The organism is Myxococcus sp. CA039A, assembly GCF_013336645.1.
Taxonomy (GTDB): Bacteria; Myxococcota; Myxococcia; order Myxococcales; family Myxococcaceae; genus Myxococcus; species Myxococcus llanfairpwllgwyngyllgogerychwyrndrobwllllantysiliogogogochensis.
In genome coordinates this window covers 17,605-42,434 of sequence record NZ_JABUMQ010000050.1, presented here as the reverse complement: position 1 = coordinate 42,434, position 24,830 = coordinate 17,605, and the positions used below count along the sequence as shown (strand labels likewise).

21 protein-coding genes are annotated in these 24,830 nt (G+C 69.4%); 11 read left to right on the top strand and 10 right to left on the bottom strand.

The window, feature by feature from the left end; all coding sequences use genetic code 11:
- Nucleotides 1-132: 132 nt before the first annotated feature.
- From HR086_RS11275 to HR086_RS11265, 3 genes are all read right to left on the bottom strand, one after another.
- Nucleotides 133-567, bottom strand: coding sequence for a biopolymer transporter ExbD (locus HR086_RS11275; protein ID WP_141640528.1), 435 nt, complete (start codon nucleotides 565-567; stop codon nucleotides 133-135).
- Nucleotides 568-570: 3 nt separating this feature from the next.
- A complete protein-coding gene (locus HR086_RS11270; RefSeq protein WP_141640529.1) occupies nucleotides 571-1,281 on the bottom strand; it encodes a MotA/TolQ/ExbB proton channel family protein in 711 nt (236 codons plus the stop codon).
- A gap of 201 nt (nucleotides 1,282-1,482) precedes the next feature.
- Complete coding sequence (locus tag HR086_RS11265) at nucleotides 1,483-2,712, bottom strand: PQQ-dependent sugar dehydrogenase (protein ID WP_174465598.1); 1,230 nt, start codon at nucleotides 2,710-2,712, stop codon at nucleotides 1,483-1,485.
- Between the two features lie 203 nt (nucleotides 2,713-2,915).
- Between HR086_RS11265 and HR086_RS11260 the strand changes: the two genes are divergently transcribed.
- Nucleotides 2,916-3,491 (top strand): NIF family HAD-type phosphatase, encoded by a 576-nt coding sequence (locus HR086_RS11260; RefSeq protein ID WP_174454299.1) that lies wholly within the window; start codon nucleotides 2,916-2,918, stop codon nucleotides 3,489-3,491.
- 6 nt (nucleotides 3,492-3,497) lie between these two features.
- Here HR086_RS11260 and HR086_RS11255 read toward each other — a convergent pair whose 3' ends face one another.
- The 7 genes from HR086_RS11255 to HR086_RS11225 all read right to left on the bottom strand — a co-directional run bounded on the left by HR086_RS11255 (nucleotide 3,498) and on the right by HR086_RS11225 (nucleotide 9,752).
- Entirely contained in the window at nucleotides 3,498-4,490 is a 993-nt protein-coding gene (locus HR086_RS11255) for a hypothetical protein (protein WP_174454300.1), read from the bottom strand.
- 125 nt (nucleotides 4,491-4,615) lie between these two features.
- Nucleotides 4,616-4,906, bottom strand: a complete 291-nt coding sequence (locus HR086_RS11250; RefSeq protein ID WP_141640532.1) for a hypothetical protein — start codon at nucleotides 4,904-4,906, stop codon at nucleotides 4,616-4,618.
- Between the two features lie 112 nt (nucleotides 4,907-5,018).
- Entirely contained in the window at nucleotides 5,019-5,243 is a 225-nt protein-coding gene (locus HR086_RS11245; RefSeq protein WP_174460992.1) for a hypothetical protein, read from the bottom strand.
- A gap of 159 nt (nucleotides 5,244-5,402) precedes the next feature.
- Entirely contained in the window at nucleotides 5,403-6,398 is a 996-nt protein-coding gene (locus HR086_RS11240; protein WP_141640534.1) for an aldo/keto reductase family protein, read from the bottom strand.
- A gap of 11 nt (nucleotides 6,399-6,409) precedes the next feature.
- Complete coding sequence (locus HR086_RS11235; RefSeq protein ID WP_141640535.1) at nucleotides 6,410-6,892, bottom strand: DoxX family protein; 483 nt, start codon at nucleotides 6,890-6,892, stop codon at nucleotides 6,410-6,412.
- A 52-nt stretch (nucleotides 6,893-6,944) separates the two neighbouring features.
- Nucleotides 6,945-7,721, bottom strand: coding sequence for an AraC family transcriptional regulator (locus HR086_RS11230; RefSeq protein WP_254626282.1), 777 nt, complete (start codon nucleotides 7,719-7,721; stop codon nucleotides 6,945-6,947).
- A gap of 63 nt (nucleotides 7,722-7,784) precedes the next feature.
- The gene (locus HR086_RS11225; protein ID WP_174465596.1) at nucleotides 7,785-9,752 is read right to left on the bottom strand and encodes an alpha-amylase family glycosyl hydrolase; all 1,968 of its coding nucleotides are present in this window, start codon (nucleotides 9,750-9,752) and stop codon (nucleotides 7,785-7,787) included.
- Between the two features lie 261 nt (nucleotides 9,753-10,013).
- Between HR086_RS11225 and HR086_RS11220 the strand changes: the two genes are divergently transcribed.
- From HR086_RS11220 to HR086_RS11175, 10 genes are all read left to right on the top strand, one after another.
- On the top strand, nucleotides 10,014-11,261 hold the full coding sequence (locus HR086_RS11220) for a hypothetical protein (RefSeq protein WP_174460996.1): 1,248 nt from the start codon (nucleotides 10,014-10,016) through the stop codon (nucleotides 11,259-11,261).
- A 287-nt stretch (nucleotides 11,262-11,548) separates the two neighbouring features.
- On the top strand, nucleotides 11,549-12,385 hold the full coding sequence (locus HR086_RS11215; RefSeq protein WP_254626281.1) for a hypothetical protein: 837 nt from the start codon (nucleotides 11,549-11,551) through the stop codon (nucleotides 12,383-12,385).
- Nucleotides 12,386-12,491: 106 nt separating this feature from the next.
- The gene (locus tag HR086_RS11210) at nucleotides 12,492-14,072 is read left to right on the top strand and encodes a hypothetical protein (protein ID WP_174465595.1); all 1,581 of its coding nucleotides are present in this window, start codon (nucleotides 12,492-12,494) and stop codon (nucleotides 14,070-14,072) included.
- Nucleotides 14,073-14,091: 19 nt separating this feature from the next.
- On the top strand, nucleotides 14,092-15,090 hold the full coding sequence (locus tag HR086_RS11205; RefSeq protein WP_174454309.1) for a MoxR family ATPase: 999 nt from the start codon (nucleotides 14,092-14,094) through the stop codon (nucleotides 15,088-15,090).
- A complete protein-coding gene (locus tag HR086_RS11200; RefSeq protein WP_174465594.1) occupies nucleotides 15,083-16,843 on the top strand; it encodes a hypothetical protein in 1,761 nt (586 codons plus the stop codon). Before HR086_RS11205 ends, HR086_RS11200 begins: the two co-directional genes overlap by 8 nt.
- Nucleotides 16,840-17,823 (top strand): ABC transporter ATP-binding protein, encoded by a 984-nt coding sequence (locus HR086_RS11195; protein ID WP_174454311.1) that lies wholly within the window; start codon nucleotides 16,840-16,842, stop codon nucleotides 17,821-17,823. Before HR086_RS11200 ends, HR086_RS11195 begins: the two co-directional genes overlap by 4 nt.
- Nucleotides 17,820-19,352, top strand: a complete 1,533-nt coding sequence (locus HR086_RS11190; protein WP_373564286.1) for an ABC transporter permease — start codon at nucleotides 17,820-17,822, stop codon at nucleotides 19,350-19,352. The genes HR086_RS11195 and HR086_RS11190 overlap by 4 nt, the downstream gene beginning before the upstream one ends.
- Nucleotides 19,349-20,209 carry a DUF58 domain-containing protein gene (locus HR086_RS11185; RefSeq protein ID WP_174454312.1) on the top strand — a complete coding sequence of 287 codons (861 nt, stop codon included), beginning with the start codon at nucleotides 19,349-19,351 and terminating at the stop codon, nucleotides 20,207-20,209. The genes HR086_RS11190 and HR086_RS11185 overlap by 4 nt, the downstream gene beginning before the upstream one ends.
- A gap of 132 nt (nucleotides 20,210-20,341) precedes the next feature.
- Nucleotides 20,342-22,075 carry a BatA and WFA domain-containing protein gene (locus tag HR086_RS11180; RefSeq protein WP_174461001.1) on the top strand — a complete coding sequence of 578 codons (1,734 nt, stop codon included), beginning with the start codon at nucleotides 20,342-20,344 and terminating at the stop codon, nucleotides 22,073-22,075.
- Nucleotides 22,072-24,825 carry a VWA domain-containing protein gene (locus HR086_RS11175; RefSeq protein ID WP_174465593.1) on the top strand — a complete coding sequence of 918 codons (2,754 nt, stop codon included), beginning with the start codon at nucleotides 22,072-22,074 and terminating at the stop codon, nucleotides 24,823-24,825. Before HR086_RS11180 ends, HR086_RS11175 begins: the two co-directional genes overlap by 4 nt.
- The last annotated feature ends 5 nt before the right edge of the window (nucleotides 24,826-24,830 follow it).

Here is a 24,830-nt window from a genome sequence, read left to right as displayed (position 1 = left end):
CCAGAAGCCCACGCCGTGCAGCACCAGCGAGGTGAGCAGGAAGATGCCCACCACCCAGAGCGAGCGCTCACGGCGGGGGAACATCGGGGGAGGGGAGTCGACGACCGCCTGGCTCATGCGCTGGGCCTTGCGTCAGGGTGTGGCGGGCGCGGCCGCGGGGGCCACGTCCTTCTCGATGTTGAGCGCGAACTTGGCGATGCCCTGGCCCTTCACCGTGTCGATGAGCCGCATCACCTGTCCATACGCGATGCTCTGGTCGGCGCTGATGATGGCGCGGGTGTCCTTGTCCTTGGCGATGGCCTCGGCGACCTTCGCCCTCAAGTCCGCCTCGCTCACCGCGGCGCCGTCGAAGTAGAGCTTGCCCTCCTTGTCGAGCACCACGTTGACGAGCCCCTGCACCGTCTCGCCACCATTGGCCGCGCGGGGCAGGTCCACCTCCACCGTCTCGCGGACGATGAAGTTGGCCGTCACCATGAAGATGATGAGCAGCACCAGCACGATGTCCACCAGCGGGGTGACGTTGATGCCGGTGATTTCCTCGTCGTCTTGCTGCGCGCCTCCGGCCATGGGCTAGCGGCCCTCCGCCGTGCGAGTGGCCGCGTCGGGCGTGCGGCCCTCGGCGCGCATGCTGCCCACCAGCGCGTAGCCCAGGGCGTTGGCGCGGCTGGTGAGCGTCTTGAGCTGACGGTTGAAGATGTTGAAGGCGACGACGGCGGGAATCGCGACGGCCAGACCCACGGCGGTGGCGACGAGCGCCTCGGAGATGCCGGCCATGACGGTCTGCTGAATCGCCGCGCCCTTCACGTTGGCGGAGCCCAAATCGTGGAACGCCTTGATGATGCCGAGCACCGTGCCGAACAGGCCGATGAACGGGGCGTTGTTGCCCAGCGTGCCCAGGAAGGACAGGAAGCGCTCGTACTGGGGGCGCTCGCGGGACATGGTGGACGCAATCACCTGCTCCACGGTGTCCGCGCCCTGCGAGGCGGAGGCGAGCGCCTCGCGGATGATGGCGGCCTCCATGCCCGTCTTGCCCTCCACGGCCTTGCGCGCCGCCTCGAAGTCGCCGCGCGCCAGCCGGACCGCCAGGGCCTCCGAGTCCGGGAGGCGGTTGCGGGCGAAGTACACCGTGCGCTCCAGCATGATGGCGATGGAGAGCACGGAGAGGACGACCAGAATCCAGAGGACCCACTCGGCGGAGGTGAGCGTGACACCGAGCAGCTTGCTGCTGAGCCAGCCGAGCTCGGGTTGCCCTGTCTGGGCCAGGAGGAGGGAGAGCGTCATGAAGGGAAGCCTGGGGGGAAGTGGGTGACGGGTGTCAGTAACCCGGTTGCCAACTCGCGCGCCCATCTGTTGTTCCGTCCGCCCTGAAAGTCAAATGGATCGGCCGGTTTGTCCGCTTCCTGGGCCGTCTGGCAACGGCTGGAAACACATTTGTCGCCTGGCCGTCGCCTCCGGTTCCAGCGCCCCTCGCGGGAGGCCCGATTAGAGCGGCGGCGCCTGGCGGGGCGTCACCTTGAGCAGCCGGCCGTTTGGCGCGTCGGTGAGCAGGTAGAGCGCGCCTTCGGGGCCTTGGACGACGTCGCGGACCCGGTTGTTCCCCGCGGGCTTGAGGCGCTCCTCGCCCACGACGCGGTCATTGCGCAGGACGAGCCGCACCAGGGCGTGGCTGGACAGCCCGCCGATGAAGAAGTTGCCCCTCCATTCGGGGAAGAGGTTCCCGGAATAGATGGTCAACCCCGAGGGGGAAATCACCGGGTCCCAGTAGTAGACGGGCTGCTCCATGCCTGGGCCCTGGGAGCTCTCGTGGATGGGCGCGCCGGAGTACTCCTTGCCATAGCCGATGGTGGGCCAGCCGTAGTCCTTGCCCGGCTCGACGAGGTTGAGCTCGTCGCCGCCCAGTGGTCCCATCTCCACTTCCCAGAGGCGGCCCTGGCCGTCGAGAGCGGCGGCGAGGACGTTGCGGTGGCCCCGTGAGTAGATTTCCGGACGCGCCGCGGGGTTGTTCACGAAGGGATTGTTGGCGGGCACGGTGCCATCGGTGTGGATGCGGACAATCTTGCCGAAGTGGCTGTTGAGTTGTCGGGCCTGGACGCGGCCGGTGAGGATGGAGCGCTCGCCCAGGGTGACGAAGAGGGTGCCGTCGGGAGCGAAGACGAGGCGGCCTCCCGCGTGCCACAGCGAGTCCAGGGTGGGCTTCATGCGGAAGATGATTCGCAGCGCCTCGATGCGCGGCTGGGGGCCGTCCTTGAGCTTCCCGCGTCCCACCGCGAGCCCGTTGCCGTTCTCGCGTGGCTCGTAATAGGTCCAGTAGATGAGGCTGTTCGTGGCGAAGTCGGGGTCGACCTCCACATCGAGCAGGCCGCCCTGCTCGCGGCCGTCCACGGGAGGCAGGCCCGCGACGGGCGCGGACTTCACGCCCTGGGGTGTGACGATGAAGAGCTTCCCGGTGGGCTTCTCCGTCACGAGCATGCGCCGGTCCGGCAGGAAGGCGACGGCCCAGGGGTAGTTGAAGCCGGAGGCGATTTCAGTGACTTGATAGGGCGTCTGCGTCTGCACGGCGGGCGCGCGCGTCTGGCCGGGAAAGGCCGGGTCGAACGAGGACACGCCGGGCTCGGACGGAGGACTCTCCGTGGCGTCCTGGGCTCGGGCGGGTCCGGCGAGGGACAGGACGGCGGCGCAGGCCAGGGTCGTCAACAAGACGCGCAGGTGCATGGGGCTCCTCAGGGGGCGGATGAGAGGGATGAACCCGACAGCACTTAGCCCCGGGGCGCGGCGTGCCGCCTGTCCTCACAGCGGGGTGTGCGCGTTCCAACAGGGCATGCGTGGAAGAGTCAGCACTGGAGGCACGGAGGCGTCCCTGGCATGTGTCTCCTGGCGATGTGGCGCATCCCGCAGCGCGACGAGTGGTGACCCGCATGGACCCGGACAAGCTGCTCCTGGTGCTGGACCTGGACGAGACGCTGATTCACGCCCGCGAGGCCCCTCTGGAGCGCGCGGCGGACTTCCGTGTGTTCGGCTTCCACGTCTACGCGCGGCCCCACCTGGAGCGGTTCCTCACCGCGTGCGCGGCCCGGTTCCGCCTCGCCGTCTGGTCCTCCGCGGCGGACGACTACGTCGCGGCCATCGTCCATCACCTCTTCCCGCCGGAACTCCGCCCTGAGCTGGTCTGGGGCCGCAGCCGGTGCACCTTCAACGTGGACCGCGCGCGCGTGCTGGAGGAGGGCTTCATGGACCCGTCCTCTCATTACGAATATGCGAAGAAGCTCCACAAGCTGAAGCGCAGGGGCTTCCGACTGGAGCGGGTGCTCATCGTCGACGACACCCCCGCGAAGTGTCTGCACAACTACGGAAATGCCATCTACGTGCGGCCCTTCGAGGGGCAGGTGGACGACATCGAGCTGCTCGCGCTGTCGGACTACCTGGCCACGCTCGCGGACGTCCCCAACGTGCGCGTGCTGGAGAAGCGGGGCTGGAGGAATCCACGCGAGTGAGCGAACTCACTCCGGATAGGAGGTCTTCGCGCGCTCCTTGCGTTCCTTCTCCAGCCGCGAGCGTTCCTCCAGGTGGCGGTCCATCTCATCCGAGCTCGTGCGTCGTTTTCGGAGCTCCTCCGGATACTGCGCGGCGATGATGGGCGCGAAGTGCTCCAGCGCCTCCTTGAGGTCGGGGAAGGGCACGTCGTTCTTCTCGACCAGGATTTCCCAGGGCTCAGAGCTGGAACCGCGCTCCATCTCGAAGCCGACGCCTCGGCTCGCCCAGGTCCCAGGGACGGTGATCATGACGGAGAAGTACTCGTTGTGCGTACAGGTCCTGAGCCAGACCGTGGTCGGGTAGTTGCGTGAGCCTCGCCGGTCCCGCTTCATGTAGCTGAGCGAGCAGGCCTCGAGCGGCCTCAGCTGCTCCTGGATGCGCGCCAGCTCGGGGAGCCCGCCCACGTCCGAGGTCGTCAGGAAGCCACCCTTCTTGAGCCCCGTGCTCAGCGCGCCCACGCCCAGTCCGACGGCAATCGTGCCTCCGATGATGGCGAGCACCCGCATGCTGGGGTACTTGTTGACGTGCTGGCCGTTGCTGGGACCGGACGCGGTCGTCCCTGGCGCGTTGCCATGCGCCTGTGAGGGCTGCCGAGCGGAGTCTCCCCGGGGCATGGCCCCAACGGTGTAGCCAATCATGAAGGCCGCGAACAGGGAGACCCCTCGCAGCAGCTCGAGCGTGGGCACGAAGGGCAGCCCTCCCAGTGACTGGAGCCACGTGAGAGTCCTCGGGGCCATCATGCCGCTGCAGGCCAGCGTCACTCCCACCCAGAAGATGACGAACACGATGTTCGACAGCCGGGTGACGCTGGAGTTCGCCGTCCTGCTGAGCAGCTCCGAGTGCGCCATCACCTTGGGATGTACGTGCTTCCTGAGCCACGTCCCGATGAACACGCCCAGCAGCAAGGGGACCCACAGCACCGCCACCCCGACGAACATCGCGGACTCTTGCCGATTCATGGCGAGGACCATGCTTCAATCCCCGCTGAATCCCAAGAGGGACGAAGCTGTAGCCCTGAAACATCAGGAACTTGAGAACGTGAGAGACGGCGTGAGGCCCTCACGCCGCCTGGACAGCGCGACGGCTACTTGCAGATTTCCCGGGTCAGCTTGTCGCGCTGGAGCTGCTCCGCCGTCGCCCGCTTGACGGCGTCCTCCAGGGCGTCATCCGCCTTCTCCAGTGAGTCCAGGGCGCGGCTGTGCGCGCGCCCCTTCTTGGCGGTCACCAGCACGTCGCGCATGTCCTTGCGCGCCTTCTTCAAGGTGGTGAGCTGCTCCTCGCGCTCCGCGAACTCCTTCTTCGCCGACTTGCATTCAGGAGACTGGGCGGACGCACTCGACGCGAACAGCACTGCGGTGACCACGAACCAGCGCATACGCCACCTCCAGGTGAAGAGCCTGGGACGAGTATAGGGCGGCGGCGGAGGTCCTTGAATCGAAGAGCGCGGGCTTTCGTGCCCGCGCCCTCCGACATCATGACGACCTCACCTAGCAGGCGTGGGAGCAGACGTTGTAGCAAGGCCTCCACCTGCTGAAGCAGGAGAGATCGCAGTCTTCGCCCTGACAGTTGGCCATGCACCTGTCATAGCCGGCATCACAGTCAGAGCAGCACGGCACGAGCGAATCCTCCGAGGCCGCCGCGGTCCCTGACACCATGGAGGTGCCGATGCCGATGAGCGCGCCCAGGAGTCCCATCAACAGAGTCTTCTTCATGTATCCCCCGTCACGTGTGGCTGTGATTGCGTCCAGGGCGTCCCACACGGGCGCGCCTGGGGAGGGATTAGGCCATGTCTGGGGTTGTCGCCTTCAACTCAATCCCCTCTCAAGTGTCGGAGAGGGGACAGAGCCGGGGTGACGCCTGACAGCCCTGCTTCAGATTTTCCGGTCGGGCACTTCGGTGAGGGCCGGGTTGCGCTCGACGACGGGGCCGAGCACCTCGTCGATGCGGCGCATCAACTCCGCCTCCAGCTTCACGCCCGAGGCCTTCACGGTGTCGTGGACCTGCTCGGGCCGCGAGGCGCCGATGATGGCGGAGGAGACGCCCTTGTTCTGGAGCACCCACGCGACGGCGAGCTGCGCCATGGTGAGTCCCGCCTGCTGGGCCAGGGGACGCAGCTGCTGCACGCGGTTGAGCACGTCGTCCTTCATGAAGCGGGCGATGAAGCGCGAGCCGGTGGGGTCGGTGGCGCGGCTGCCGGCCGGAGGAGGCTGGCCGGGAAGGTACTTTCCGGTGAGCACGCCCATGGCCAGGGGAGACCAGACAATCTGTCCCAGGCCTTCCTCGAGGGACGCCGGGATGACCTTCTCCTCGATGACGCGCCAGAGCATGGAGTACTGGGGCTGGCTGGAGACGAAGGGGATGCGCAGCTCGCGGGCGAGCGCGGCGCCCTGGCGAATCTGGTCGGCGGTCCACTCGGAGACGCCGATGTAGTGGGCCTTGCCCTGACGGACGATGTCCGCGAAGGCGACCATCGTCTCCTCCAGCGGCGTCGCAGTGTCGAAGCGGTGGGCCTGGTACAGGTCCACGTAGTCCGTCTGGAGGCGGCTCAAGGAGCCATCGATGGACTCCATGATGTGCTTGCGCGACAGGCCCCAGTCGTTCTTTCCGGGCCCGGTGGGCCAGAACACCTTGGTGAACAGCTCATAGCCGGCGCGGCGCTGACCCTTCAGGGCTCGGCCGAGCACGGACTCCGCGCGGGTGCCGGCGTAGACGTCGGCCGTGTCGAAGGTGGTGATGCCGACGTCCTGCGCCGCCTTCACGCAGGCCAGCGCGGCGTCCTCTTCCACCTGGGAGCCGTGCGTGAGCCAGTTGCCGAAGGAAATCTCACTGACGGCCAGACCGCTGCGACCAAGATGACGGAAGTGCATGGGGCGCCAGCCTAACCAGTGACAGGTCGGCTCGCACGGCTTCCGAGCGGCCACAGTCCACCGGCCCATGCCACCCACGCAAGGTAGATGAGCTGGAAGGGGATGCGCAGCCAGAAGTACCAGTCCGGGAAGGGCAGCACGTGGGAGCCCTGGTTCGACGCCGCCTCGTGGATGTTGGCGGGGAGGACGGCGAGCAGCAGCGCGATGAGCCCCAGGGCCGCGAGCTTCCGCGTCCGGGGAATCAGCATGCCCACGCCGCCCGCGACCTCGAACACGCCGGACAGCAGCGTCCAGAAGCGCGGCGAGGGGAGCTGCGGCGGAATCATCGCGTCGTACTGGGCGGGCACGACGAAGTGCATGACGCCGGCGCCGATGAAGAAGAGTCCCGCGGCCACGGCGGCGCGACGGGTGGGCGTGGAGAGCGAGGGGAGGCGGCGCAGCGGAGGCAGGTGGAGCAACAGGAAGGTGGAGATGAGTATCAGGGCGAAGGACATGGCGAGGCACCTGGAGGGCAGCGAGCCGGAGACCGGTCCGGCGGGTCGATGCTCAAGATGCGTCGGTGGGGCGGGCCTTCGCTTGAACGAACTGGCTGCGACGTTGAAGGAACGAGGGCGTGGTGCCGAACATGCGGCGGAAGGTGCGCGTCAGGTGGGCCGCGTCGGAGAAGCCCGCGGCGTGCGCGGCCTCTCCCGCGGTGCGGCCTGACGCGAGGGCGCCCGCTGCTCGCTGCAGTCGCAGCCAGAGCAGATAGGGGCGCAGGGGAACGCCCGTGGACTCCGTGAAGGCGTGCATCAGGCGACCGGAGGACAGGCCGGCGACCTCGGAGAGGGCCTCCAGGGAGGTGTCTTCGGGAGCGGGCTCCGCGCGCAGGTGCCGCAGGAGCTTGCGCACGCGCGGGTGCATGCGCGGCGCGGGGGCCTCCGTGGGACCGGCCAGGGCCTCCAGCGTGGCCTCCATCCACGGGCCGATGGCCTCGTGCGCGATGGGGCCCTTGCGCGGCAGCCGGGCGAGCAGGGCGTCACGTGCCGCTTCGTCGAAGAGTCGCGCGGGGGAATCGAGCGAGGCGCGCAGCCGCTCGCCGTCCTGGCTCTCCGGTTCGATGAACAGGAGGATGACCTCGCCCCCCGTCGCGTCGATGGCGTGGGGCACGTCCGGGCCCACGAGCACCCCCGCCGCGCGGGAGTCCCCCTTCGCCGTGCCCGCGCGGAAGGTCAGGGTGCCTTCGCGACGGAGCAGCAGGTGCATCGCGTGGTGGGCGTGCCTGGACGACGCGTCGCCCGGGCCCCACATGGCGAGCGCGGCCGGCCACACCACCAGGGGCATGTCCGGCCACGGGGCACGGGGAGCGAGGTCGGGCGGTCGCGCGAGCAGCATTCGGCGGGGACGCTACCAGCGATTCTTCGAGAGGATGACCGCGCTGTAGGCCCCCAGGGAGAGCGCGCCGCGCGCGGGCAGTCCGTCCCGTCCGCCCCACTCGCCCCAGACGTCGTGCACGGAGGTGTCGCCGAAGTCCGGTGAGTAGCCCCGCCAGTCTCCGTTGAACCGCACCCGCCAGAGGCCATCCGTGGGCAGGCCGAGCTCGTACCCCGTGAAGGTCCGGTGTCCCAGGTTCACCACGACGATGACGTCGTCGCCCGCGCCGCCATGCTCCCAGCGGTGGAACGCCATCACCTTGTCCTCGTGGTTCAGGTGGAACACGTGGACGTGTTCGCCGCGCAGGCCCGCGCTGGTGTCATGCCAGTTGCGGCGCAGTTGGATGAGGTCCCGGTGCGCCTGGAGGATGCCGCCGAACCAGCCCGCCTTGTTCCAGTCGAGCGGGTCTCCGTCGTCGAAGTGCCCGTCCTCCAGGAACTCCTGCCCCATGAAGAGCATCGGAATGCCCGGTGCCGTCAAGGTCAGCACCGCGCCCAGCAGTGCCTTCTTCTTCGCGAGCATGTCCCCCGGGTTGTAGGGCGACACCTCCGTGGGCAGCCGGCTGCGGCCGTTGGCCACCTCATCGTGGCTCTCCGTGAAGATGACCCGCTGGGAGGCCTGACCGTTGTATCGGAAGTACAGCGCGTCGCGGACGGCGTTCAAGTCGCGCCCCTCATCGAAGGGCGCGATGAGCGCGGCGCGCACCGGATGCACGAAGGCCGCGTCCCACTGCGCGTCGAAGCCCGCGCCCTGGGAATGCGTGACGGCGGGGTCCGACGCCATGTCCTCCGCGATGAGCAGCTTCCAGGGGAACTCGCGCTTCACCGCCTCGGTGATGGAGCGCAACAGCTCCCAGCCCGCGGGATTGTCCACGCCGCTGGCGGTGCGAATCTCCTTCGTCGCATCCAGCCGCAGGCCATCCATGTGGTACTCGCGCAGCCACATCAGCGCGTTGTCGCGCAGGTAGTCGCGCACCTCGGAGCGGCCGTAGTCCGGACGCGTGTCGCCCCACGGCGTGCTCGCGCGCCAGTCCGAGTAGAAGTACACGCCGCCCCGTCCGAACGTCTCGCCATCGAAGTCCCAGTGCGGCAAATCACTGGGCCCCAGGTGGTTGTAGACGACGTCCATGATGACGCCGATACCTCGTCGGTGCGCCTCGTCCACGAAGCGCTTCAAGTCGTTGGGCGTGCCGTAGGAACTCTCCGGCGCGAAGGGGAAGGTGGGGTTGTAGCCCCAGGAGAAGTCCCCCGCGAACTCGGCCGAGGGCATCAGCTCCACCACGTTGACGCCCAGCTCGCGCAGGTAGTCGAGCTTGTCGATGGCGCCCAGCCAATGCCCCGGTCCCCACCCGGCCGAGTCGTTGAACGTGCCGATGTGCAGCTCGTAGAGGACGGCCTCGCGAAAGTCCGGCATCCGGAAGAGGCCGTCGTAGCGCCAGACGAAGTCGCGATGGTCCAGGATGACGCTGTTGCCCGTGGAGTTCGTGACGTCCGCGGCGCGCGGGTCATTGCGCCAGCGCCAGTCGCCGTAACGGCCCTGGATGATGAACTGGTATTGCTGGCCATTGCCCGCGCCAGGGATGTCACGGGAGAAGTTGCCGGAGGGCTCGCGCGCAAGCTCCACCGCGTGCCAGTGACTGAAGTCTCCCACCACCTGTACGCGCTGCGCATGAGGCGCCCACACGCGGAACGTCGCGCCGCCATCGAAGGGGATGGCGCCCATGCCGGGACGCCATGAGGGCTCGGGCTGGGGCTCCAGCGGGACGAAGGCCGTGAGGAAGCCGGGAGCCTGGAGCTGGTCCGCGGGGCCAAACAGCTCCGGCGCGGCGCGAGAACGCGCGGTGCGCTCCACCACCTGGTTTCCGCGAGCCCTGCACGCGGACTCGCTGAAGTCCTTGCGCGGCGAACGTGTTTCGTTCGGATTCGTTTCTCGGTTCGACATTCATTCCCCCGCACCGCGGACGTCGCGCGATGTGCCGCATTCCGACAGCGGGAGGACCCGAGGGTAAATCCTCCCTGGAGGGCCGGCCCTCGTTCAATTCCAGGCAGTGGCCCCCGCGTTTCACCCTGCTCCAATCCCTGGGGCCTCCGGTCTCCAAAGATTTGTCAGAAGTGGCAGATAGACTAAATCCTGAAATTGCCGCAAGTCGTAAAGAAGTCGTTGCGCGATGCGATGTGAATCCTCGCAGCACAAAGGACGTGTATGAACCCGCTTTGCAAACGCTTGTTGTCAGGCACCCTGGTGTTCCTGGGGTTGACCGGGTGTGGCGTCACCGATGTGCAGGGAGAAGAGACGGACAGCGCCGCCCAGGAGATGACCGCGGAGGCCGTGCCTCTTCCGCTCCCTGTCGGGTGCCTGCTCGCCTCCCTGGACACGGACAAGGATGGCATCTGCGACATCGTCGAGGCGTTGCTGGGCACCAACCCCAACAGCACCGACACGGACGGTGACCGCCTGAGCGACTACGCGGAGTCATTCGGATTCGGGGGATTGGACCTGGCCGCGCTCGGGGCGAACGCGCGCAAGAAGGACGTCTTCGTGGAGGTGGATTACTACCCCGGCCTCCAGCCCACCCAGGCCACGCTGAACCGCGTCATCAATGCGTTCGCCAACGCGCCCATCTCCAACCCGAACGGTTCCACGGGCATCACGCTGCACCTGGTGGTGGACCAGCAGATTCCCGCGGTGGACGCGGACCTGGACCTGAACCCCGTCTGGACGGACTTCGACAAGATCAAGTCCAAGTATTTCGCGGCGAGCCGGGGGCCGTTCTTCCACTACATGGTGATTGCCAACCGCTACGACGGGGGTAACTCCAGTGGCATCTCTCGCGGCATCCCCGGCCATGACCTCGTGATGACCCTGGGCTTCGCCGGAGGCGGCACGTCACTGGACCAGGCCGGAACCATCATGCACGAGCTGGGGCACAACATCGGCCTGCGCCACGGTGGCACCGACCACGCCAACTACAAGCCCAACTACCTGAGCATCATGAACTACGAGTACCAGTTCTATGGGTTCAGCATCGGCGGGGCGGCCAACGTGCTCGACTACTCGCGCGTGCAGGTCGCTTCCTTCAACGAATTGGCCGTCAACGAGGGCTCGGGCTTCGCGCCTGTCGCCCCCACCACCGAGGCGGACCTTGCCCGCATCAGCGGACTTCGCTTCAACAACGTCTCGGTCGTCGGCAACGCGAGCAACAACACCGACTTCAACGGCAATGGCGTCACCGATGCCCCGACCTACTCCAGGGACTTCAATCGCAATGGCGTCGCGGACGTGTATCCCGCGTCCCAGAACGACTGGACGGCCCTGCTCTATGACGGGGCCGGGCAGATTGGTGACCCCGGGCTGGGCATCCTCCGGAGCCTGAACCGCGAGGCGCGGTTCCTCGACGCCCCGGAAACGTTGGAGCCCTGCCAGACCGTGGACGAGAGCCGCATGCCGTAGTCCCTCGTTTCGCGGAAGCCTTCGCATCCCAAGGCCGGGTCCTCCTTCCGAGGGCCCGGCCTTTTGTCTGCCATTGAGCGCGCCGTTGGAGCGGCAGTGTCCTGGAGGGCTCGTGCCTGTCCAATCCCTGGCATTGCTGTGATGCAAGATTGCGAGAGTTCTTCATTGCCGGCGGATGCCATAAGTCGAAGCGCGGCCGTGAGCCGTAAGGGATGCGTTGCATGGCGTGATGCAAATGGGTGCAGCGCAAAGGATGGGTATGAGTCCGCGCGTTTGCCAACGCGCCGGTGAGCAACCCGGATGGCTCCACGGGCGTCTCGCTGCACCTGGTGGTGGACCAGCAAATCGCCGCGGTGGACGCGGACCCGGACCTGAACCCCGTCTGGACGGACTTCGACAAGCTCAAGGCCAAGTCCAAGTACTTCGCCGCGAGCCGAGGGCCCTTCTTCCACTACATGGTGATCGCCAACCACTATGACGGGGACTACTCCAGTGGCATCTCCCGAGGCATCCCCGCCCATGACCTGGTGATGACCCTGGGCGACGCCGGAGACAGCACTGCGCTGCAACTGGCCGGGACCATCATGCATGAGCTGGGGCACAACATCGGCTTGCGCCACGGTGGCACCGACAACGCCAACTACAAGCCCAACTACCTGAGCATCATGAACTACGAGTACCAGTTCTACGGCTTCACCATTGGCGGCGTGGCCAATGTGCTCGACTACTCGCGCGTGCGGGTTGCCTCCTTCAACGAAGCGACCATCAACGAGGTCGCGGCCTTCGCGCCGGTCGCTCCCTCCAAGGAGGCGGACCTCGCGCGCATCAGCGGGCTGCGCTTCAACGAGGCCCAGGTCATCGGCAACGCGAGCACCAACATCGACTTCAATGGCGACGGCGACGTCTCGACCGCGAGCTACTCCCGGGATTTCAATCGCAATGGTGTCGTGGATGTGTTTCCCGTGTCACAGAACGACTGGACGGCCCTGCTCTATGAGGGAGGCGGGCAGATTGGCGACCCCTCCCTGGGCTTCCTCCAGAACCTGAACCGCGAGGAGCTGTTCCTCGTCGTCCCGGACGAGATGGAGCCCTGCCTCACCGTGGACCCGAGCCGCGCCCAGTAGTCCCTGTCTTCCCGGCCGGGTCCTCCTTCGTGGGGAACCCGGCGCGTTGTTACCGCTCCGCGTGGCTTGTGGGGGCCGGCCGAGTGTCCGACACTGGCCCCTCCCCATGGCCGCCAGCGAAGAACGTCGCCTCCAGGCTCTCGTGCTCGCCCCGGTGCGGCGTGTGCAGCGGCGCCTCAACGCCTTCGCCTGGGCACAGGCCAGCCTCGTTCCCTTGTGGGCCACCGTCACGGCGTGTGTGCTTGCCCGGCTGCTCTTGCGGGGCGCGGTGGTCTGGGCCCTGCCTCCGCTGGTCCTCGCGGGACTGGCGTGGTGTTTCCTCCGCGCACGGACGCGGGGCGTGTCGCTGGAGCATGCGGCCGTGCTCGCGGACCGCTCGGCCAACGCGGGGGGACTGCTCCTCACCCGGCTGGAGCGGCCCATGGGGGAGTGGGAGCTCAGCGTCAATCAGCTCGTGCGCGACGTGAAGCTCCCCGTGGTGGCGTGGCGGCGTCCCGTGGGGGCCCTCCTGGGCGCGCTGCTGTTCCTGCTCGTCGGCTTCCTCCTCCCGCTGCCCGCGCCGAAGGGCCCGCGCGCCCCTCATGCCGCGGCCGCCGCGAAGGTGGATGCCGTGAAGGCCCAGGCGGAGGCCCTGGCCCGGGAGGAACCTCTGGGCGAGGCCGTGGAGGACGAGTTGCGCCGACTGGCCGAGGAGGTGGCCGCGGGTCGCTTCGACTCGGGTGACTGGGAGGCCGCCGATTCACTGGAGCAGCGACTCGCCGAGCGCGCCGCCGAGGCCGCCGTCGAGCTGGCCCAGGCCTCCGAGGCCGCGCGTGACTTGGAGGAAGCCCTGGGGGCGGCGGGCGGCGCCGAGTCCTCGTCTCGTGAGCGCGAGGCCCTGGAGCGCGCGCTCATGGGCCTGGAGGGTGAGGGCGAGGGTGAGGACTCCCAGGGACCGGGTGAGGCATCGGCCCAATCGGGCGAGGGACAACAGGGGCCTCAGGGAGAGGACCCGAACGGGACGCAGGGCACCTCGCAGTCGGGACAGCAGGGCACCGCGGATTCGGAGGGCTCGAAAGCGCAGTCCCAGGCGCGGCGGCAGGCCCAGGCCCGCGCCCAGGCCTCGGGTGCTCCGGACCAGATTTCGGAACTCCGCCGGTCGCTGGAGCGTCGACAGCAGTCACTCTCGCAACGCTTCGAGCCCCGCGAAGGGCAAGGCGCCCAGGCGAGCTCACAACGGTCGGGCTCACGTCGGAAGCAGGGCGCGCGCCAGCGGAGCGAAGGTGCGTCGCGACCCGGACAGGACGGCGAGCAACAGGGCGAGGGGCAGGGCGAGGGACAGGGGCAGGGCGAGGGACAGGGGCAGGGCGAGGGACAGGGGCAGACAGGCAATGAGGGCCATGCGAGCCGGGGCGTTCGTCGTGGTACGGGGACACAGGGCGGAGGGCCGAGTCCGCTCGTGTTCGGCGGTGAGGCGGAGATGGACCCGGACCGACTCTCGTTCGAGCCGCTTCCGGAGGGACAGGGTGGCGAGGCCGGAGAGCTCTGGGGGCTCGAGGCGGCGGACCCTCGGCGCGGCACGGGGTCGGCGGGTGCTGCGGGCTCGCGAGGAACGAGCGCGCGGGGTGAGGCGACGGCGGGGCCTGGTGCGCAGCCGCTGTTGCCGCGCAACCGCGACCTGGTGAAGCGGTACTTTGGTGGCGAGTAGTCTGGAAGGGGAGACACACGTGGCAGCGGAGCTTCTCAGTCCCGCCGAGGCACAGGGGGCGGCGGAGGTGGCGGCCCGGCTCAGGGACAGCCTGAACACGGTGCTGTTGGACCAGGAGTCCGTCGTCGAGCAGGTCGTCGTCGCCGTGCTCGCGCGCGGGCATGTGCTGCTGGAGGGCCTGCCCGGCCTGGGGAAGACGGAGCTGTGCAAGTCGCTGGCGAAGCTGCTCGCGCTGCCCTTCCGTCGCATCCAGTTCACCCCGGACCTCCTGCCCGGAGACATCACCGGCACCTACGTGCTGGAGGGCGAGGGGCGTCGCGAGTTCGTCTTCCGTGAGGGGCCGCTGTTCGCGAGCCTGGTGCTCGCGGACGAAATCAACCGCTCCAGTCCCAAGACGCAGTCCGCGCTGTTGGAGGCGATGCAGGAGCGCCGGGTGACGGTGCTCGGCCAGACGCGGACCCTGCCCGACCCGTTCTTCGTGCTGGCCACGCAGAACCCCATCGAGTTGGAGGGCACCTACCCGCTGCCGGAGGCGCAGCTGGACCGCTTCCTCTTCCGAATCCAGGTGCCGCCCGTGGGCGCGAAGACGCTGCGCGCGCTGCTCACCACGCGCGTGCGCGGCGCGCCGCCGGAGCTGTCTCCCGTCCTCGATGGAGAGGGACTCGCGCGCCTGTTCGCCGCCTCCGACCGCGTGCACCTGCCGGGGCCGGTGGCGGACTTCATCGGGCGACTGGTGGAGGCCAGCGACCCGCGCCAGGCGTCCGCGCCCGAGGCCGTTCGCCGCTTCGTGCGTTATGGCGCGAGCCCGCGCGCCGCGCTCGCCCTGGCCGCCGCGGGCCGCGCGCGTGCGCTGTTGAGTGGACGGCCCAACGTGGGCTTCGACGACGTGGTGGCCGCCGCTCCCGCCGCGCTCAATCACCGGCTGGTGCTCGCGTACGAGGCGTCGCTCGAGAAGGTGTCCGCTCCGGACGTGGTGCGCGCGCTGCTCCAGGCCGTGCCCGAGGTGCCGCGTGACTAGCGTCGCGATGCTCTCGCTGTGGCTCCTGCTGGGCACCTCGCCCCCGCCGGCGGCCGTCGCCGTCGAGCAGGCCGTGGCCGAGGCCGAGGACGCGACCGAGGCCAACGCTCCGAACGGCTATCGCGACGCGACGGGCACCGTGGACTCCGTCACGGAGGGCCCCCTGCGGGTCACCATGCACGGCGCCGTGCTGAAGCCCCAGCGTGGGTACTGGGCGGCGCAGGTGGTGCTGAACAACAGCGGGTCGCAGGCGCTCCCGGTGCGCATCGCCTTCTCTCCCGCCTACGGAGACACCTCGCGCTCCGCCATGCGGCATGTGGAGGTGGGGCCCCGGCAGCGCGTCGTCACCTGGGTGCCGTTGCCCGTGGCGTGGCACTCCGTCACCCTGCGGGTCGATTCACCTGGATTGAAGCCCATCGTGGAGTCCCTCTACGCCGACTCCGACCGCTTCGAGCCGGTGCTGTCGGTGGGGACGGTGTCGGAGTTCGAGACCTCCACGGGATTGACGAAGACGGGGGAGCGGGACGAGCCCTACTTCTCCATCCGCTTCCTCGACGCGAAGGATGCTCCTCGTGAGCTGGCTGCCTACGTGGGCTTCCAACTGGTGGTCGTCACGGCGGAGGCCGCGGCGGTTCCGGCGGATGTATGGGCCGTGCTCGAAGCCTACGCCGCGACGGGAGGAACGCTGGTCGTCACGCGCCCCTCCCGTGACCTGCGTGAGCGCCTGCCGCTCTTGCCGGAAGCGACGACCCCCCAGTCACAGTATGGCTTCGGGCAGGTGTGGACGTGCCTGGAAAGCAAGTTCGAGTGTGCGTCGCTGATTCGAGGGGGCTCCGTCGGCATCGAGGCCTACCAGCGGGGCGTGGTGATTCCCCTGGGCATGACGCAGCGCTGGGTGGCGCCCTTGATGCAGACGAAAGACCCGCGGCCGCTGCTGTCCAATGCCAGCACGCCCGTGGGGCGCTTCCTGCTGGTCATCACCGCCTTCGCGCTGGTGGTGGGCCCCGGGGCCTGGTGGCTGGCGAGACGCCGGGGGCCGGTGTCGGTTCTCATCATGGTGCCGGCCGTCTCCGTGGTGACGTGTCTGGCGCTCATCTTCTGGTCCGTGCTGGTGGATGGCTTCGCCGTGCACACCTCGCGTTACAGCCTGACGTGGCTGGACGGAGCGCGGGCGCGCGCGGTGACGGCGGGCTTGAGCGCCTGGTACGCCAACCTGTCGCCCGACGCGCTGCACCTGCCCGCATCCAGCGTGCTCCTGCCGCCGCCCGACCTGGACGACGCCCTGGCGGACCTGGATTGGACGGCGGGCCTCACGGTGGGGGACGGCTTCCTTCCGCCGAGGACCTATCGCGAGTGGGGTGAGGTCGCGGTGCTCCCGTCGCGGGCCCGGCTGGTGCTCAAGCGTGAGGGTGATGCGCCCCGTGTCCAGAACGCGCTGGGCGCGCGACTGGAGGAGGGGTACGTGCGGCTGGACGGGACGGTGCGCCGGCTGCCTGCCTTGTCCGACGGTGAGGAAGGCGCGCTGGGTGCTCCCGAGCCGGAGCCGGGGAACGTGGCGGACACCCTGGTCGGGCGGCACCTGGGAGATGGCGCGGGGCTCCGGCTGTCGAATGCGTTGACGCCCTTCAGCGCGGACCTCTCCGAGGGAGGCTTCATCGCGCGGCTGAGCGGGCAGGGGCCGCTGCCGAGCAGTGGCATGCCCTCCAAAGTGGAGACCGCCGTGCATCTGGTCCGCGGCGAGGTGAGGCCATGAGTCCGTTGCTGGAGGTGAAGGGGCTGCGGCGTGACTACGGCGCGCTGCGGGCGGTGGACGACGTGTCGTTCCATCTGGAGCCGGGCAGCATCCTGGGCTTCATCGGCCCCAATGGCGCGGGCAAGAGCACCACGCTGCGAATCCTCGCGACGCTGGATTCGCCCACGGCGGGAGAGGTGCTCTTGGGGGGCCACTCGCTGGTGGACACGCCGGACCGGGTGCGTCCGCTCATCGGCTACATGCCGGACCGGTACGGCACCTATGACGACGTCACAGTCTTCGAGTTCCTGGACTTCTTCGCGCGGGCGTATGGGCTGACGGGCGCGAAGCGGCGCCAGCGCGTGGAGTCGGTGATGGGCTTCACGGGGCTGGGCCCGCTGGCGGACAAGCTCACCACGGCGCTGTCGAAGGGCATGCGGCAGCGGGTGGCGCTGGGGCGCACGTTGCTGCACGACCCGCAGCTGCTCCTGCTGGACGAGCCCGCGGATGGCCTGGACCCGCGTGCGCGCATCGAGCTGCGCGAGCTGCTGCGCGCCCTGGCGGACCAGGGCAAGGCCGTCATCATCTCCAGTCACATCCTCACGGAGCTGGCTGAAATCTGTGACACCTGCGCCATCATCGAGCAGGGGCGCCTGCTGGCCACGGGCAGGGTGGAGGACATCCTCCGGCAGGGCGCCAGTGTCGCCGCCGTGGAGCTGATGGTCCGGCTGGCGGTGGGCGCGGATGCGGACGCGGCGTGGGCGCGAGCGGAGCGGCTCCTGCTGGAGCAGCCGCGCGTGGCGCGCGTCTCGCGAGAGGGAGAGTCCTTGAGGGTGGGGCTGGAGTTGGAGGCGGGAGCAGGCGCGGGGCAGGTGGACGCTGCGGCGGCGGGGCTGTTGTCGGCGCTGGTGACGGCGGGCCTGCCGGTGTGCTCGTTCGGCATGCGGGAGCGCAACCTCGAGGATGCGTTCATGACGGTGACGAAGGGGAGGCTGGCGTGAGCGCGCCGGTGGAGACGAGCACGGGGGCGGGGACGGAGGTGTCCGCATCCGTGGAGACGGCGGACGCGAGCACCGCGGGCCTGTCCTTCCAGGAGCGGTGGGGAGATCGCCTCAATCCGCTGGTGGTGAAGGAGGTCCGCCAGGGATTGCGCACGCGTGTCTTCTGGGCGTGCTTCGGTTTGATGTTGCTGGCCTGTCTGGTGTTGGCGCTCGTGGCCTTCGTGCATACGCGGGAGGAGGCATTCGCCCACCATGGCCAGGGCTACTTCTTCGCGTTCTTCATCTGCCTGGCCGTGGTGCACTTCTTCGTCATTCCCTACAGCGCGTATCGCTCCCTGGCGCGCGAGCGGGAGGACGACACGTGGGTGCTGCTGGTGCTCACGGGCCTGGGGCCTCGGAGGATTCTGCGAGGCAAGGTGTCCTCCTTCCTGGTGCAGGCGGCGCTGTATGCCTCGGCGGTGGGGCCCTTCCTGTTGTTCAGCTACTACCTCAATGGCATCTCCCTGCCGTCCATCCTCGCGGTGCTGGGGTTGGGTGGGGCGTGGCTGGTGTTCCTCACCGTGGTGGCGGTGTGCGCGGCGACGCTGGCGGACAGCCGCATGGGGCGCGCCTTCGTGCACTTCGTGGTGCTGGGGGTGTTGGGACTGGCCTTCAGCGCGGCGCTGGGCGTCTCGGGCGCGTTGAGCGATTCGGGCAACAGGCTCCTGAGCAACGATGGGGTGCATCTGGCCATGGGCATCGGGCTGGGGTTGATGCTCCTGGATGGCTGGCTGTTGTTCGAGGTGGCCGCGTCGCGACTGTCGCTCTCCACGGAGGACTACACGCGTGGCCCCCGGCGGGCGATGGTGGTGCAGATGCTGGTGGCCTTGGTGGTGGGCCTGGGGTTCTGGTGGCACGAGGACCAGGGGCACGTGGTGACGGAGATCTTCGCCGTCTGCGGCACGCTGCATCTCGCCGTCGTGGGGCTCTTCGTGGTGACGGACGTGGATGGGCAGGCGCGCGCGTTGCGAGCGGCCACCGGCCCGGTGTCCCTGTTCCGGCCCGGCGCGTTGCGTGGCTTCCGACTGACGATGCTCCTGCTGGTGGGGTGGGCTGGGGTGTGGGCGGCGCTGGCGCTGGTGTCGGGGAAGACGAACCACGGCAGCGAATCCATGCGGATGCTGATGGCGGTGATGCCGGCCTACGTCATCCTCTATCTGTCCCTGGCGTTGGTGCTCGGGAGGATGCCTCGCTCGGACCGGTTCTCGTCGCCGGCCTCGGTGCGGTTGCTCTTCGTGGCGGCGGTGGGCGTGGCGGCGGGCCTGCCTCCGCTGGTGGCCGCGCTGGTGGGAATCGAGATGGGAGACCCGCTGCTGAATCTCCTGAATCCGGTGGTGGGCATCGCGAACTTCGGGGCGCATGACTACGCCACGGCCGAGCCGGGGATGGCGTGGCCGCTGGTCGCCTTCGTGGTGGGTGTGGCGTTGCTGGTCGCCTTCATGGCGGACCGGGTGCTCGTCGAGCGTGAGAAGCGGGCCCATCTGCCGTGAGCGAGCGTCTGGATGAAGCGGCGGTGGGACGACTGGCGCCCGGGTTGGGGCTGGCGTTGCCGCGAGGGCCTCACCGGGGCCGCGTGGGTGAGGTCCGCGCGGCGTCCACCGGGAGCGCCTTGGAGCTGCATGACTTCCGGGCGTATCAGCCGGGCGATGACCTGAGGCAGCTCGACTGGAACGCGGTGGCGCGGACCGATGAGCTCATCTTGCGGGTGCGGCAGGACGAGGTGTCGCCGCGCGTGGAGGTGGTGCTGGATGGCTCGCGCTCCATGGCGTTGTCGCCGCGCAAGGCGGCGTGTGCGCGGGAGCTGGCGTTGCTCGCGTGTGAGGTGGGGGCTCGTCAGGGATTGAGTCCCACGTTGCTTGCGACGGGGGTGCGGTCGGAGCGGGTGCAGGGGGCGGCTTGTCGGGCGGCGCTGCGCGCGCTGGAGTTCGACGCGAAGGATGACCTCGTGACGGCGCTGGGGCGGATGCCTCCGCCGAGGTCCTGTGGCCTGCGCGTGGTGGTGAGCGACTTCCTGTTCGAGGCGGACCTGCCCGCGATGGTGGCGCGGTTGTCGCGGGGCGCGGCGGGGGTCTTCCTGGTGCAGGTGTTGGATGCGGAGGACCTGGCTCCGACGGGGGGCGAGGGCGCGCGATTGGTGGACTCGGAGACTGGCGCGGCGCTGGAGGAGTTGCTGACCGAGGACGTGTTGGCCGCGTATGCACGGCGCTTCGCGGAGCACCAGCGCGTGTTGAGGGCGGCGGCCCTGCGCTCGCGTGGAGCGCTCCTGACGGCGCCCGCCACGGAGACACTGAACGCCCTGGTGATGGGCCCGCTGCGGCCCTTGTTCGTCGCGGGAGGTCGAGCGTGAGCTTCGACCGCTCAGGGGCGCATGGCGCGCAGAGCTCCCGCGTCGTTGCGCGAGGTGCGGCATGAGCGCCGACCTCTCGTGGAGATTGCGGGCCTGTGTGTCGTGCTCCCGTGCCGTCGCGCGAGGTGTGGCATGAGCTTCGGCTTCCCGTGGGGATTGCTCGCCCTGGGCGCGCTGGTGCCCCTCGTGGCGGCGTACTTCCTGCGGCGTCGGCAGAAGCCGGTCGTGGTGAGCGCGTTGTTCCTGTGGCGCACGCCGCGTCCCCGCGCGGAGGCAGGACCTCGCTGGGAGCGCTTCACGCGGGAGGCCTCGCTGCTGTTGGAGGCGCTCGCGGTCATCGCGGCGGCGCTGTACCTCGCGGACGTGCGCCTGGGTGAGGCGGCGCGGACGAAGCACCTCGTGCTGGTGGTGGACGGAAGCCTGTCCATGTCCGCGCGAGGGCCCGATGGCGTGACGGTGCTGGAACTCGCCCGCCGAGAGGCCGCGAAGCGGGTGGAAGACGAAGCCGCCACGCGAGTGACGGTGCTGGCCACCGGGCTGAGTCCGCGTGTCGTCGCGGGTCCGGAAGCAGAGCCGTCCCGCGCCCTGGCGGCGCTCGAGTCCTTCCAGTCTCGAGGCGCGGACCACGACCCGATGCCCACGCTCCTGTGGGCCCAGGAACTCGCGGGAGCGGGCAAACACGTGGCCTTCTTCACCGACGCCGCCCCCGTGGAGGGACTGGTCATCCCAGCCCCCGTGCGGTGGACGGCGCTGGGCACCGCGCGCGAAAACGTGGCGTTCGTCTCCGCGCAGCGCAAGGACGATGGCGGCACGGCGACCGTGACGCTGCGAGTGGCCCGCTTCGGCGCGGCCCCTGAGTCAGTGTCCGTACGGCTGCGCGCGCTCCCGGGTCCCGACGCGAAGCAAGGCACGGAGCGCGTGGAGAAGGTCTCGCTCCAAGGCGAGGGCTCCGCCACGGTGCGCCTCACCTTCCAGAACGCGGGTGACGTCGAGGTCTCCCTGCCGGACGACGCGCTGCTCGAAGACGGTCAGGCCCGGCTCACGGCCTCTCCGACACGGCCCCTCGCGGTGAGTCTGGCCCAGGGCCTGGGTCCGCTCGAACGTGACGCCCTGGAGCGTTTCCTCGCGGCCTCCCCCGACGTGGCACGAGACGGAGCCGCGGGCGAAACATTGCTCATGGGCCCACGAGGCACGGATGCGAAGGTGACAGTGGGCGCGACGGGAAAGGTGCGCACCTTCGTGGGGCCCTTCTTCTCCGAGAAGGGACACCCGCTGCTGGACGACGTACAGCTCGCGGGCGTGAGGTGGTCGGCGGGAGAGAATCCCCCGGGGCATCCCCTCATCACGGCGGGTGACGCGGTGCTGGTCTCCGAGGAGGACGACGGACGGCTGCACCTCAACGTGGACCTGGCTCGCTCCAACGTGCAGCGCGTGTCCGCCTGGCCCGTGTTGCTGGGCAATGTGGTGCGAGAGTCGCGTCGCGCCCGCGAGGGCTTCGTCCGACGACAGCTCACCCTGGGCGAGCCGCTCCAACTGGTGACACTGCCAGGGAAGCGCTACACGCTGACGGGCCCGAGTGGAAGCAAGCCGGTGTTCGGCGCGGGAGCGGTGAGCCTTCCTCCTCCCGCCATGCCGGGGCGATATGTCCTGGAACGCGATGGCGCGGATGGGGTGGACGCGGCGGAAGTCCTCGCATTGGACGCACGCGAGTCGGACCTGCGGGGACGTGGGCGCGCGGACGTGCCGGCGCGTGAATCGGGAGACGACGAGGCGCGCGCGAATGCCTCGGACCGGGCGCGCTGGCCGCTGGTGTTGTTGCTCCTCGCGCTGGTGGGAGATTTCTACGTCACGAGGCGGGTGTCATGACCTTCTCCCTCCCCCAGGCGTGGGTGCTGTTGCTGCCGCTGGGCCTCTTCCTCTGGAAGTTCGGCCGGCGGGCCGGTCCGCCCATGTGGCTGCGGGCGGTGCTGCTGGTGCTGACGGTGGGCGCGCTCTCGGGGCCGGAGCTGCGACGGGCCGACGCGGGCAGCGACGTGGTGGTGGTGGTGGACCGCTCCGCCTCGATGCCTCGGGACATCGACCGCACCGCGCAGGAGCTCGTCTCGCATCTGGAATCACAGCGCCGCCCAGGTGACAGGGTGGGCGTCATCGCCTTCGGCCGCGAGCCCCGGGTGGAGCAACCCCTGTCCTCGGGCGGAGCCTTCGGCGGCTTCACCCGTCCAGTGGATGCGGAGTCGTCGGACCTGTCCGCCGCGCTCGATGCCGCCAACGCCCTCATCCCCCAGGAGCGCACCGGCCGGGTGCTCGTCCTCTCCGATGGACGCGCCACGGGCACGGATGCACGAGGCTCCGCGCGAAGACTCGCGGCCCGGGGAATCGCCGTGGACTGGCGTCAGCTCGCGCGGCCCGAGCCTCCGCTCGATGTCGCCGTCGTCTCGTTGGACGTGCCGACCGCCGTGTCCTCCCGCGAGCCCTTCCAGTTCTCCGCCAGCGTGCACGCCTCCGCGGCGGTGACGGGCACGGTGCGACTGGAGCGCAATGGCCGCGTGCTGGTGAAGGGCCCCTTCGATTTCCAGCCCGGCCCCAACGTCCTCCCGCTGAGGGACCTCATCGAGGAGCCCGGCCTCGCGCGCTACCAGCTCACCGTCGAAGTCCCGGGAGACGGCGTGGTGGAGAACGACAAGGGCCTCGCGGTCCTGCGAGTCGAAGGTCCCCGCCGCGTGTTGCTGGTGACGAACCAGCCCAAGGGCACCCTCGCGAAGGCGCTCGAAGCGACGGGGCTGGTGCTGGAGGTCCGCGCGCCCTTCCGCCTCACCCTGGATGACCTGGACGGCGTGGGCTCCGTCGTCCTGGAGAACGTGGACGCGAACACCCTGGGCGAGCCGGGCCTCAACGCGCTCGCGACCTACGTGGAGCAGGCGGGAGGGGGGCTCGTGATGACGGGCGGGCGCGAGAGCTTCGGCGAAGGGGGGTATCGCCGCTCACCCGTGGAGCCGCTGCTGCCCGTTTCGCTGGAGATGCGAGAGGAGCAGCGGCGCGCGTCCATCGCCATCAGCATCCTGATGGACTGCTCCTGCTCCATGGGCGCCACGGTGCCCGACGGCCGCACGAAGATGGAGGTCGCCGCCGAGGGCGTCGTGGCCGCGCTCACGCTGCTCAACCCCCAGGACGAAGCCTCCGTGCACATGGTGGACACGGAGACCCATGAAATCTTCCCCCTTCGCTCGGTGCAGGCGGGCCTGCCGTACGACAAGGTGGCGAAGGGCTTCAGCGGCGGCGGCGGCATCTACGTGGGCGAAGCGCTGCGCACGGGGCGCAAGCAGATTTTCAAGAGCGAGAAGCCCACCCGCCATGTCCTCCTCTTCTCCGACGCGGCCGACTCCGAGGAGCCGGACGACTACCGTCGCACCCTGTCGGAGCTGCAGGGCGAGGGCGTGACGGTGTCCGTCATCGGCCTGGGAACGCCGAAGGACGTGGACGCGGCGCTGCTGAAGGAAGTGGCCCAGCGGGGCGGCGGGCGCATCTACTTCGCGGAGGACGCGATGAGCCTCCCACGCATCTTCAGCCAGGAGACGCTCGCCGTCGCGCGCGCGACGTTCATCGACGAGCCCGTCTCGGTGGAGGCCGCGCCGGACCTGCCGCTCCTGGGGAAGCTGCCCTCCGAGGGACTGCCCCAGGTGGGCGGTTACAACCTCACCTATCTGAGACCTCGGGCCAGCGTGGCACTGCGCACGCTCGACACGCATGCCGCGCCCCTGCTCGCGATGTGGCCGCGCGGCGCGGGGCGCACGGTGGCCTTCACCGCGGAGGTGGATGGCCCGTTCACCGGCGAGCTGCGCCAGTGGGGTTCGCTGCGCGCGACGCTGGAGGCGATGGTGCGCTGGACGCTGGCGGGCAGCTCTCCCTTGGGAGAAGCGGTGGTGCGCTCGGAGCGGCGCGGTCACCTGCTGCGCGTGACGTTGGACCTGCCTCCGGACGAGCCGCTGCCCGCGACGTTGCCCACGCTGATGTTGCTGTCTGGCGACGGGACGTCCGCGCCCACCGAGCATCCGATGCGCTGGGAGGAAGACGACCGGCTGGTGGCGGAGCTCCCGCTGGAAGGAAGCGGCACGTGGCACCCGGTGGTGCGAGTGGGCACGCGCGCCCTGCGTGCGCCACCCGTCGCGCTGCCGTATGCCCCTGAGTTCGAGCCGGGAAGTCCCAAGGAAGGACTCGTGCTGCTGCGAGCCGTCGCCGCCGTGGGAGGGGGCGTGGAGCGCCTGTCCATGACGGGCCTCTTCGAGGAAGCCCCCGAGTCGGAGGGACACCTGGCCCTGGCTCCGTGGTTGGTGGCGCTGGCCGTGGCCGTGCTGCTGTCGGAGGTGGCCGTGCGCCGCTTCCTCTCCGCGCCTCGGCAGCGCGTGAAGGCGCGCACCGTGTCGGAGGCGTCCGTGGCGGGGAGCGTGCTGGCGCCGTCGTCACCCGCGCCCTCCACGGTGACTTCCGTGACGTCGGCCCCAGCGGCTCCCGAGGCGGGGCCCCGCGCTCCCGAAGGTGAAGCGAAGCCGAAAGAGGGCGGCGTGGACTCCGCGTTGGAGGCCGCGCGCGCCCGCTCTCGTCGTCGACTGGACCGGTGAGTGGC